Here is an 11,268-nt window from a genome sequence, read left to right on the forward strand (position 1 = left end):
TTGCGTTAGAAGCAGTCAAGATCCCGCAACCGGAATTGCATATCCGTGGCGATCAGAATGCCCGTTACGAGTTTGTTGGCAAAACCATCCTGACGGCACAACGTGCCGGTATCGCCAAGGTTGGCTTTGTGATTGAACCGCCACCACGGAACTAGTTTTTTGAATGACTAAACAGGGCTGACGAAAAATTGTCCTGACAAGGCGTAGCGACGAAGACAGTGCGAATAGCACGGCGAGGAGCTGCAACGCAGTCAGGGCGATTTTCTCGTCGGCCCCAGCAAAGGAAGCATTATGGGTATGCAAATAGGTTCCGGCGGTGGTTCAGCCGATCCGGAAGTGATGATAGAAATGAACATGACGCCTTTGATTGACGTCATGCTGGTATTGATCATCATGTTGATCATCACCATTCCAATTCAGAATCATGCTGTGAATCTGAACTTGCCAACTGGCCCCACGCCACCGCCAACAGCACCACCTGTGGTAGTTGATATTGATGTGGACTTTGATGGCACCGTGGCCTGGAATGGCACAACCGTCAACAGCGCTGAACTCGAAGCCAAGCTGACAGAAGCTGCTTCACAGAAAGATCAGCCTGAAGTGCATCTGCGTCCTGTTGCTGTTGTACCTTACAAATCTGTGGCAGCTGTCATGGCAGCGGCGCAGCGCCTTGGTGTCACCAAGATTGGTATGGTCGGCAATGAGCAGTTCTTGAAATAAAGAACATTTTTGCTTAATACAAGTTGTAATAAAGCTTGTAGAGTCTTGAGCCTGTCTTGAGTGTGCTACGCCCCGTTATCAGGGGGAGTATGTGATAGAAAAAGACAGGCTTAAATTATATTTGATGATACCACTTAAATACCTATTGACATCCACTAGGGAAAAAACTTACAGTGAGACTTGAAATAGTAGCAGAAGTACAGAATCTGGTCCGGCTTAACCTTACTTAATTATTTACTTATCAATGAATAAACAAGCAGAAAATCTGTCTGAAGCTGATTTGTCAAAGACTGTAAATCCGTCCCCGGTAAAGCCTGCTTGTACTTATTATATTGGAGCCGATGGTGGTGGCACTGGCACGCGAGTGGTGTTGTCAGATGCAAAGGGCAAGGAATTGGGGCGGGGCAGTGCCGGGCCATCTGGTCTGGCGCATGGTCGTGACAAGGCCTGGCAGGCGATCTTGCTGGCTACCCAGCAAGCCTTTGCAGAAGCCAACCTGGATATGCCAGAACTGGCTGACATCGCCGTAGGCTGCGGCCTGGCTGGCGTACATAATATTCACTGGGCCAGAGAATTCGTGGCCCTCAATCCTGGCTTTGGCGCGGTCTGTGCAGAAACCGATGCCTATACCACTTTGTTGGGCGCACTTGATGGCAAGCCTGGCTCTATCATCGCCCTGGGCACGGGTAGTGTAGGCGAAGTCTTGCTACCCAGTGGTCAGCGTCGTGAAGTCGGCGGCTGGGGTTTTCCTGTCAGTGATGAGGCAAGTGGTGCATGGCTGGGGATGCGTGCGGTCAATCATTTGCAGCGTGTGCTGGATGGCCGTGCGGCCAGCAATCCTTTCGCTAATGCCGTACTGGTACATTGTGGTGGCGATAAAGATAGCGTCTTCGCATGGCTGGCAGTAGCCAACCAAACCCGTTATGCCGAACTGGCACCGCTGGTCATCCGTTTTGCGCCTGAAGTCGAGGTGGCGCGCGAGATCATGCTGGAAGCCGGTAAAGAAGTCGCTATCATGGCCAGGGCACTGGACCCTGCAAGCGAATTGCCTATCGCCTTGTGCGGTGGCCTGGCAGCACCAGTAGCGGTGTATTTGCCCGCTGAATTAAAACAAAGAATACAAGTGCCCAGGGCCGATTCGGCAAGCGGGGCGCTGATATTGATACAACAGCATTTGCAAGCCAAATAAAATACATCAAAAAAGAAAGACAGACATGCTGGCACAATTGATAGACTTCAAACCGGATACAGAAAGTTCTACCCCCTTGTATCTGCAATTGGCGAACAAACTCGCGAATGGCATACATAGTGGATTGTGGCAGCCGGATGAAGCTTTGCCCTCCGAGCGCATGTTGTCTGAGACCCTGGAAATTTCACGCGTGACGGCGCGCAAGGCCATAGACATGCTGTGCGAGCGCGGTATGCTGACGCGCAAGCATGGCTCAGGGACTTACATCACACCCAAGATAGAGCAACCACTGTCACGCCTGACCAACTTCAGTGAAGAATTGCGCAACCGTGGTTTTGCCCCAGGCTCACGCTGGTTGTCACGCGAAACTGGAATCGCTTCACCTGAAGAGATTTTGTCGCTGGGCCTCTCACCCAATACCGTGGTATCGCGTTTGAAGCGTTTGCGTACTGCCGACAATGTCGTCATGGCGATAGAAAGCTCAACGATACCAGCGATGTATATGCCTAACCCTAAACTGGTCAGTGATAGCCTGTATGGCTATCTTGAATCGCATAATCTCTCACCAGCGCGCGCCTTGCAGCATATCCGCGCCGTGAATGCGACTGCCGAGCAAGCCCGTCTGGCAGACATCAAACAGGGCGCGGCCATGTTGTTCATTACTCGTGTCGCTTATTTGCCGAATGGTGCCGCGATAGAACTCTCGCATTCTTATTGTCGCAGCGATTATTATGACTTTGTAGCGGAGTTGTTCAGATGAGCTTGCCGCTACAAGTACAGGGGCAAATACTGACACCGCAAGGCTGGGTGTATGGGACTTTGGCCTTCGATGAAAAAATCCATGCCATCACTGCATATGCCAATGACGTGAACACAGTTGACGCTGATGCTGCGCATTACATCCTGCCGGGCTTCGTCGATTTGCACGTGCATGGTGCAGGCGGTAAAGACACCATGGAAGCCGGTGATGCAGTAAAGATCATCGCGCGCAAACATGCCAGGCATGGCACCACCAGCATGCTGGCAACCACCATGACCGCGCCGCTAGCCGATCTGGAACTGGCCTTGCAGGGTATCAGGCCCGAGGTCGACAAGCGCAGTAGTGGTGGCGCCCGTATCCTGGGCGTGCATCTGGAAGGCCCGTATATCAATCCCGGCAAGCTTGGTGCACAGCCAGATTTTGCCCACACCGGCTCACTCGAACAGGTACGTCACCTCGATGCGATAGCACCGATACGCCTGATCACCGTGGCCCCTGAAATGGATGGCCATTTACAGCTGGTTCGCGAGCTTACAGCCATAGGCATGCAGGTACAGATAGGCCATACCCTCGGTACTTACGAAGAGGGTAAGGCAGCGCTGGAAAACGGTGCCACTGGTTTTACCCACTTGTACAACGCCATGTCACGCCTCGATCACCGCGCGCCCGGCATGGTCGGTGCAGCTTTGGCGCATGCGCAGTTTTCAGAAATTATTCCCGACTTGTTGCACGTCCATCCTGGTGCGATCAAGGCCGCCATGCGTGCGATTCCGCATCTGTATTGTGTCACTGATTCCACCGCAGCTTCTGGCATGCCGGACGGGCAATACATGCTGGGCCGCCAGGTCGTGCATAAATGCCTGGGTGGCGTGCGTCTTGAAGACGGCACGCTGGCAGGCAGCACGCTGACCATGGATCAGGCCTTGCGCAATCTGGTCAGTATAGGCCTGGACCTGGAAGATGCATCGAAGCGTGTTTCTACCTACGCAGCCGATTATCTGGGAATGAATGAGCGTGGCCGCCTGCAGGCTGGCAGTTACGCAGACCTGGTTGTACTGGATCGCCAGCTCAACCTCATCGCTGTTTATGTAGAAGGAGAAAAGATTGACCTCGCAGATGCTTAAGGAAGCCAGCTCTTCCGCTGATTTTGTAGCCGAACAACTCAAACATGAAGGTGAGCGCTATGCCGAACTTGGCGCACACCTGCGCGCCAAACCACCCACATCCGTCGTCACTGTTGCTCGCGGCAGCTCAGACCATGCTGCCAATTATGCAGCCTATCTGATCATGGCCAGGGTAGGGCGCATCGTCGCTTCACTGCCCATGTCTCTGGTGACCTTGAACAAGGCCCCACTGGCAGCAAAAGATGCGCTGGCGATTGCGATTTCACAGTCTGGCCAAAGCCCTGACGTAGTTGAGCCTATCCGTTATTTCCGTGAAGGTGGTGCGACTACTGTTGCCCTCGTCAATGACGCAGCATCGCCGCTGGCACAAAGCGCAGAATGGACCATGCCTCTGCATGCAGGCCCGGAACTGAGCGTGGCTGCGACCAAGAGCTTCATTACCTCCCTGGTGGCAGGTGCCCGCCTGGCAGGTCACTGGCAAAACGATGCAGAATTTTTGGCGGCGATAGAACAGTTACCAGAATCCCTGCACGCTGCCACCAAGCTTGACTGGTCACCTGCGATAGAAGTCTTGCAACCCGCATCACGCATCATGGTAGTGGGCCGTGGCATAAGCTTCCCGGTGGCACTGGAGTCTGCACTTAAATTCAAAGAAACTTCCGTCATCCAGGCAGAAGCCTTCAGCGGTGCAGAAATCAAGCACGGCCCCATGGCCCTGATACATGATGGTTATCCATTATTGATATTCGCCACCCGTGGCCCGGCACAAGCTGGCCTGATTGCCCTGGCAGAAGAAATGCGTGGCCGTGGCGCGAATGTCTTGCTGGCAGCACCAGTAGATGTCAAGGAACGTAACCTGACTTTGCCAGTTGCAGCAACGCCTGATCTCGATCCTGTGGTTGCGATACAAGCCTTCTACATGATGGCAGCAAACCTGTCGATTGCCCGCGGTCTCGACCCGGACAAACCTAGGCACTTGAGCAAAGTCACCAAGACAAATTGACGTAGCTGATGCAGCAGGCTATTTTTTAAAAACTTAAAAAATAGATACTGCCCCCAGTATTTTTATTAATAGCAAGATTGGTATGATTAAAATGCGAGATTGCTTAAAAATATTGGGGAGTATGTGTAATAAATCGATTTTGAGGCCTAAGTTGCGCCTGATCTTGAGCGTACTGCTATTGAGTTTTGGCTTGCATGGCAATGCCTTTGCTCTCCAGAAAATCGAATTCTGGACCATGAGCCTGAAGCCAAAATTCATTCCCTATTTTCAGGAACTCGTCAAAAATTATGAAGCACAGCACCCCGGCGTCAAGCTTGAATGGGTGGACTTCCCCTGGGATATTCTGCAATTAAAACTGATCACCGCGATCGCTGCCGGTACACCACCCGCACTGGTGAATTTGAGTGTGCCCTGGGCAGAAGAAATGGCGCGTGATGGTTTGCTCGAACCTGTCGATGCCTTGCTGGCAGCGCCAGGTGCGGCGAATGACTACACTGATGCAGCATTGGCCGACTTGCGTTTCAATGGCAAGGTTTATGGCTTCCCGCATTACAGCAACGTCAATGTCATTGCCTATAATCGCAAGATACTGGCAGCGGCAGGCATCTTCCAGGCACCACGCAGCATGGATGAATTGCTGACCCAGGCAGTCATGATTTCTCTTAAGACTGGCAAGCCTGGCTATGCACCCGCACTTGGCAAGATCGATGGTTTTTTCATGCAGCAGGGTCTGGATTTGCTGCGTGATGGCAAGGCAGTCTTCAATTCACCTGCCCATGTGACCCTGGTCAAAAAATTGGCTGCCACTTACAAGGCAGGTGGTTTTTTAAAAGATAAATTATTTGCAGAAGATAATTTTCCTGCAGTGGTAGATGCCTACCTCGGTGGTCGTTTAGGCGTCATGGTCAGCGCACCGACTGCCATCAAACGTATACAAACTGATGCACCAGAAATTTATGCGCAGACTGGTATCTTTCCCGTCCCTCCAGGACCAACTGGTATCAATGATGGTGGCTGGATGTTCCATTTCGCCATACCCAAAGGCATCAAGAAAAAAGATATCCCAGAAGTTGCCGCCTTCGCCCGTTACCTGACCAGCGATGCCAATCAACTGGCTTTTGCCAGCATGGCAGGCGTCATGCCCACGACCAAGCAGGCATTGGCAAATCCCTATTTCAAGAAAATAGTACCCAATGCCGGCGCATCAGAGCAGGCATTGGCCGTGGCGGCAAACTCCATGAATTCTGCGCGCAGCCTGTATGTCAGCGGCATAGATGATTACGATGAATTGCGCCGCTTCCTGGTCAAGGCCGTCGAAGCGGGCGTTACTGGTCGCCGTGATATACAGGAAGCGCTGGATGAAGCAGCAGTGATCTGGAACCGTAAATTGCAAGGGCCGAAGTTGCCATGAGCAAGCCGCATATATACGCACCTGCGTCCATACCTGCATCTGCATCTGCAACCAGCAAACGACGCAACTTGCTGGCTTATGCCTTCCTGACACCAGCCTTGTTATTGTTGGTGATGTTTTCTTTCTGGCCCGTCATGTATGGCTCTTACCTGAGCTTTACTGACTTCAGCCTGATACGCGAAGTGCATTGGGTGGGCTTCGCTAATTATCGTGCGCTGTTTGCGAATGATATGTTTTTGACAGGGCTTAAAAACTCACTACTGTTTTTGCTGGTCGTACCCTTTACTCAATTGGGCGCTATCTCGTTGGCCGTGCTGGTGAATAATCAATTGCCCGGCATACGCTGGTTTCGCGCCGCCTATTATGTGCCTGTGGTGACGACGGTTTCTGTAGTTGGCATCATGTGGGGCTTCATGTTTCATGAGCAGGGCACGCTCAATTATGTGCTGCTGCAATTACATATCATCGCTGCGCCACTAGGCTGGTTGTCGGATGATGCGCTTGCCTTGTTTGCCGTGATGTTTGTCTCTTTCTGGCGCGGCCTGGGCTGGTATATGGTGATGTATCTGGCTGCCTTGCAGTCACTGCCCGCCGAGATGCAGGAAGCAGCCATACTGGATGGTGCCAATCGCTGGCAACGCTTCTGGCGCATCACCGTGCCTATGCTGAAGCCGACAATACTGGTCTGCAGTATCATGTCGATACTGGCCGCATTGAAAGCTTATCAGGAAGTTGATGTGCTAACCCAGGGTGGACCCATGAATTCCACCTTCACTGCCCTGTATTACGCCTACGACCAGGGCTTGAAGCATCTCAAGCTGCCGCGTGGCCTGGCTGCGAGTTTTGTTGTTTCTCTCTGCTGCATGGCGATTGCATTCGTCTGCCTGCGCTGGCTTAAACCGGGGCACAGGGAATGAGCATGCATATCAAAAAAGTCCTGCGTACGGCTTCACAATATGGCTTGCTCAGCCTGATTGCCATCATCTGCATTTTCCCATTCTGGTGGACGCTGGTGGTGGCGATGTCCACCGAGGGCAATCTGTTTGAATTCCCTCCCACTTTCTGGCCACGTGGTATTTCGCTGGATAATTTTGTCGAGGCTTTCCGCGTCATTCCCATCATCGCTTTCTACAAGAATTCATTGCTGATCACTTTGGCGACAGTGCTAGGCAAGCTGGTCGTGTGCTCACTCGCTGCTTATCCTTTATCGCGCATGCAGTTCAGCGGTAGCAAGCTCATCATGGGCGTGATACTGGCGACCATGATTTTGCCGTCTGAAGTCAATTTCCTGGTCAACTTCATCACCATGACCAAGATATCTCTGGTGAATACTTATACTGCTGTGGTGCTGCCAAACATCGTGACGGCAGTGTCTATATTGTTGCTGAAGCAGGCTTTTGATGAAGTGCCGCAAGACTTGCTCGATGCTGCCCGCGTCGATGGTGCCACAGAATGGACTATCTTTTATCGCATTGTCCTGCCATTGATTACACCGTGGTTGGCAACGGTAGGCATCTTGACAGCGGTAGAGGCATGGAATGAATACATCTGGCCATCGATAGTCATCAGCAAGCCAGAAGATTTTCCTTTATCTGCCGGTGTGCTGTATTTGCGCGGCACTTATGGCAGTAGCACCCGCGTGATTGCGGCAGGAACCATTTTGACAGTTGCACCTATATTGGTCGCCTTTTTATTTACCCAGCGCTTTTTTATGCGCGGCATGGATGGAGCAGTGAAATGACGCAAGACAATAAGCAAGACAATAAGCAAGACAATAAGCAAGACAATAAGCAAGACAATAATGCGCAACAAACCCTGACACGCGAAGAAGCACGCCGCCTGGCCGGACAACTGGTGATGATACGCATGCCCATCACCAGCCTTGACGACGTGTCGGCACAATTTTTAAAAGACAATTATATCCGTGGCATTTGCCTGTTCAGGCAAAACATGGTCGACGAAATCCAGCTGAAAAAACTGACGGCTGATCTGCGCCTTATCTTGGGGGAGGGGGCGCTGATCGGCATCGATCAGGAAGGGGGCGCAGTCGTGCGCTCCACCTGGGTACCGCAGCCCCCGGCGGCAATGTCGCTGGGGGCCAGCGATGATACTGAGCTATGCCGCCAGGTGGGCGCTGCTGTTGCGCGCGGTGTCAAGGCACTGGGTTTCAACTGGAACTTTGCGCCTGTGCTGGATCTGAATAACAATGTCGATAATCCCGTCATCTCTGAACGTTCGTTTGGCTCTGATCCCAAACGCGCCAGTGAACTGGCCCTGGCCTGGATGGACGGCAGCCTGGCTGAAGGCGTGGCCTGCTGTGTCAAGCATTTCCCCGGTCATGGCGACACCAATGTTGATTCCCACCGTGACCTGCCTACCGTGAACAAGAGCCTGGCAGAGTTGCAGGCATTGGAACTGGCACCTTTCCAGACTGCCGTCAGCCGCAATGCGCCAGCCATGATGACGGCGCATATCGTCTATCCCGCACTGGATGCAGAAAACCCGGCCACGATGTCCAAACCCATACTGACGGGCCTGCTGCGCGATCAATGGAATTACCAGGGCGTAGTCATCACAGACGGCATGGACATGCATGCCATAGCAGGTCGCTATGGCGTAGGCAATGCCGCAGTACGCGCCTTGCTGGCCGGTGCCGACATGGTCATGGCACTGGGCACCACAGAGACGCAACTGGAAACCCTGAATGCCCTGACCGAAGTGATTTTGTCTGGCCAGATTTCTCTCGCAGAAGTACAGCAAAAACTGCAGCGCATGGCCGACCTGACCAAGGCTTACCCCTGCATAGACACCGCCTACCAGACCGACATGGCAGACCGCATCCTCATGTCCAGCGCCTGGAAGCGCGGCCTGACTACCCAAGGCAATGCACAACCACCTGCGAAGGGCAGCAAGCTGCGCCTGATCATCAGTGCTGACGTAGTCAGCGATGGCGTATCAGAAGCAGGCATACCGGCAGCAAAAGTCAGCGCCATGCTGGCCAGTTTGTATGATGTAGATACGGTCACCTTTAATAATGCTGACAGCTTTGACTGGAGCGCCTTGCCAGACGATGGCCGCTTCGTCGTGCTGGCATCTACCGTGCGCATACGCTATAGCAAGCAGGTACGCAACACCTGGAAGCCAGACCTGCACTTGGTCCTGTGGAACCCGTTTCAAATGCTGGATATTCAGGCCCCCGCATTGATCACCTACGGCTTTGCACCGCCTGCGATTGATGCCGCACGCGCCTGGTTTGCCGCAGAAGTGGTCGCCAGCGGTCAGATACCGGTTGCCGGTTTCTCTACTGCTGCAGTAGTCCAGGCTTAAGGAACACAAGGAATGGCCGAAGTCAGATTGCAGCAGATCAGCAAATCCTATGGCAATAACCAGGTTTTGCAAGGCATAGACCTGCATGTGCGTAATGGTGAATTCATGGTCTTTGTCGGCCCCTCAGGCTGCGGCAAATCCACGCTCTTGCGCATGATTGCTGGTCTGGAAGATATCAGCGCCGGTGAACTGCATATAGATAATCAACTGGCAAACGACATCCCGCCCGCCAAGCGTGGCCTGGCCATGGTGTTCCAGTCATATGCCCTGTACCCGCATATGACTGTGTATGAAAACATGGCCTTCAGCCTTAGCCTCACCAGCATGAGCAAGGCCGAGATAGATACAGCCGTACAACACGCCGCCAGCATCCTGCAAATGACCCACCTGCTGCAACGCAAGCCACGTGACCTGTCCGGCGGCCAGCGCCAGCGCGTCGCCATAGGCCGCGCCATCGTGCGCAAGCCCGGCTTGTTTTTGTTTGATGAACCGCTATCCAATCTCGACGCCAGCCTGCGCGTACAAATGCGTATAGAACTCAGCAAGCTGCACAGAGAGCTTGCCGCCACCATGATTTACGTCACGCATGATCAAGTAGAGGCAATGACCCTGGGCCAGCGCATCGCCGTATTCAACGGCGGCAAGATAGAACAAATAGGCGCTCCACTGGAACTCTACGACAAACCCGCCAACCTCTTCGTCGCAGGCTTCCTCGGTTCACCGAAGATGAACATCGTGAAGGCCAAGGTATTGCGCAATCTGGGTAATGAGGTAGAACTGCAACTGGCAGCAGGCACCCATATCAACGTCCAGCTTGATGCCAGCAATTTGCAGACAGGTAACGAAGTCAGTCTCGGCATCCGGGCCGAACACATCCAACTGGCATCACAAACCACAGAGCACAGCAACCAGCTTGAAGTATGCATCAGCTTTGTTGAACATCTGGGGGATGCTGCCATCGTCTATGCGACACTGGCGGGTGAAGCAAATCTGTTCGCCATCAAGCTGCCAGCGGATACTTCAGACCTTTATGCGGGGGCTGATCTTTGCATACAACTGCCAGGGCATAGGTGTCATGTGTTTGATGGCCATGGGTTGGCAGTGAGGGATTAGCAGCACAATGCTTTCACCTACTCTTTGACTGCAGCCTTAAAGTTTTTATAAACGGTCCATTCTGGGTCAGGTGATATTTGGAATTCTATTGGCAAGTCTGAGAATTCTTTAAGCGCCAGATTCAATTTACGTTTGAAAGAGCTGCTTGACTTTGCATAGTATTTCCACTCACGCACATTATTGCCGGTAGATACTATCGTGAGCGTGGCCAAATTATCTTTGTCGAGTAGAGGTAGAAGAGTATCTTCAAATTTGTCCATTTTTACACGCTCATCAGTAGATGGCATGCCCTTGTTTCCAAAATATGTCCAGGTAAGCGTCACTTGATCTGGATACTGCTTAATATTGTAACTATTTTTAAATTCTTTGAGGTAACGAAATACGATGACACTATCATTTGTTCGATGTTTTGAAGTTGCCGTCGCCCAAATCTGAGCAGATGCATTAGGGATAATTATGAATGCACTAAAACAAAATAGAATTTTTAGCAGGAAGGGTGAGGTGTACTGTCAATAGCGGACACTCATGTTCTAAGCTGCCTGTGAGTGCCGATTAAAATTTTCAGCAAATAAGGCTGGCGATATATTGCCAAGACGCGAGTGACGTCGCTGGCGGTTATAA

The 11,268-nt window shown here is 52.3% G+C and carries 12 protein-coding genes; 11 read left to right on the forward strand and 1 reads right to left on the reverse strand.

The features are described 5' to 3' along the window. From ACO0LC_RS28695 to ACO0LC_RS28745, 11 genes are all read left to right on the forward strand, one after another. The coding region (locus ACO0LC_RS28695) for an ExbD/TolR family protein (protein WP_423009618.1) at positions 1 to 155 on the forward strand (155 nt) is incomplete at its 5' end. Positions 156 to 291: 136 nt separating this feature from the next. Then, positions 292 to 720: an ExbD/TolR family protein gene (locus ACO0LC_RS28700; protein WP_423009602.1), complete on the forward strand. Its 429-nt coding sequence runs from the start codon at positions 292 to 294 to the stop codon at positions 718 to 720. Between the two features lie 244 nt (positions 721 to 964). Then, positions 965 to 1,909, forward strand: a complete 945-nt coding sequence (locus ACO0LC_RS28705; protein WP_423009604.1) for a BadF/BadG/BcrA/BcrD ATPase family protein — start codon at positions 965 to 967, stop codon at positions 1,907 to 1,909. 25 nt (positions 1,910 to 1,934) lie between these two features. After that, positions 1,935 to 2,669 (forward strand): GntR family transcriptional regulator, encoded by a 735-nt coding sequence (locus ACO0LC_RS28710; protein WP_423009606.1) that lies wholly within the window; start codon positions 1,935 to 1,937, stop codon positions 2,667 to 2,669. Between the two features lie 2 nt (positions 2,670 to 2,671). Continuing rightward, positions 2,672 to 3,793, forward strand: coding sequence for an N-acetylglucosamine-6-phosphate deacetylase (gene nagA, locus ACO0LC_RS28715; RefSeq protein ID WP_423009620.1), 1,122 nt, complete (start codon positions 2,672 to 2,674; stop codon positions 3,791 to 3,793). After that, a complete protein-coding gene (locus ACO0LC_RS28720) occupies positions 3,786 to 4,796 on the forward strand; it encodes an SIS domain-containing protein (protein ID WP_423009622.1) in 1,011 nt (336 codons plus the stop codon). Before nagA ends, ACO0LC_RS28720 begins: the two co-directional genes overlap by 8 nt. A gap of 151 nt (positions 4,797 to 4,947) precedes the next feature. Next, the gene (locus ACO0LC_RS28725; protein ID WP_423009608.1) at positions 4,948 to 6,207 is read left to right on the forward strand and encodes an ABC transporter substrate-binding protein; all 1,260 of its coding nucleotides are present in this window, start codon (positions 4,948 to 4,950) and stop codon (positions 6,205 to 6,207) included. Continuing rightward, positions 6,204 to 7,124 carry a carbohydrate ABC transporter permease gene (locus tag ACO0LC_RS28730; RefSeq protein WP_423009610.1) on the forward strand — a complete coding sequence of 307 codons (921 nt, stop codon included), beginning with the start codon at positions 6,204 to 6,206 and terminating at the stop codon, positions 7,122 to 7,124. The genes ACO0LC_RS28725 and ACO0LC_RS28730 overlap by 4 nt, the downstream gene beginning before the upstream one ends. A 2-nt stretch (positions 7,125 to 7,126) precedes the next feature. Then, positions 7,127 to 7,948 carry a carbohydrate ABC transporter permease gene (locus ACO0LC_RS28735; RefSeq protein WP_423009612.1) on the forward strand — a complete coding sequence of 274 codons (822 nt, stop codon included), beginning with the start codon at positions 7,127 to 7,129 and terminating at the stop codon, positions 7,946 to 7,948. Next, positions 7,945 to 9,534, forward strand: coding sequence for a glycoside hydrolase family 3 protein (locus ACO0LC_RS28740; protein ID WP_423009614.1), 1,590 nt, complete (start codon positions 7,945 to 7,947; stop codon positions 9,532 to 9,534). The genes ACO0LC_RS28735 and ACO0LC_RS28740 overlap by 4 nt, the downstream gene beginning before the upstream one ends. Positions 9,535 to 9,546: 12 nt before the next feature. Beyond that, positions 9,547 to 10,647 carry an ABC transporter ATP-binding protein gene (locus tag ACO0LC_RS28745; protein WP_423009616.1) on the forward strand — a complete coding sequence of 367 codons (1,101 nt, stop codon included), beginning with the start codon at positions 9,547 to 9,549 and terminating at the stop codon, positions 10,645 to 10,647. A gap of 17 nt (positions 10,648 to 10,664) precedes the next feature. On the opposite strand, the gene ACO0LC_RS28750 is transcribed toward ACO0LC_RS28745, so the two are convergent. Then, positions 10,665 to 11,138, reverse strand: coding sequence for a DUF695 domain-containing protein (locus ACO0LC_RS28750; RefSeq protein WP_423009624.1), 474 nt, complete (start codon positions 11,136 to 11,138; stop codon positions 10,665 to 10,667). Positions 11,139 to 11,268: the final 130 nt, after the last annotated feature.

Source organism: Undibacterium sp. JH2W (assembly GCF_049340425.1).
Classification (GTDB): Bacteria; Pseudomonadota; Gammaproteobacteria; order Burkholderiales; family Burkholderiaceae_D; genus Undibacterium.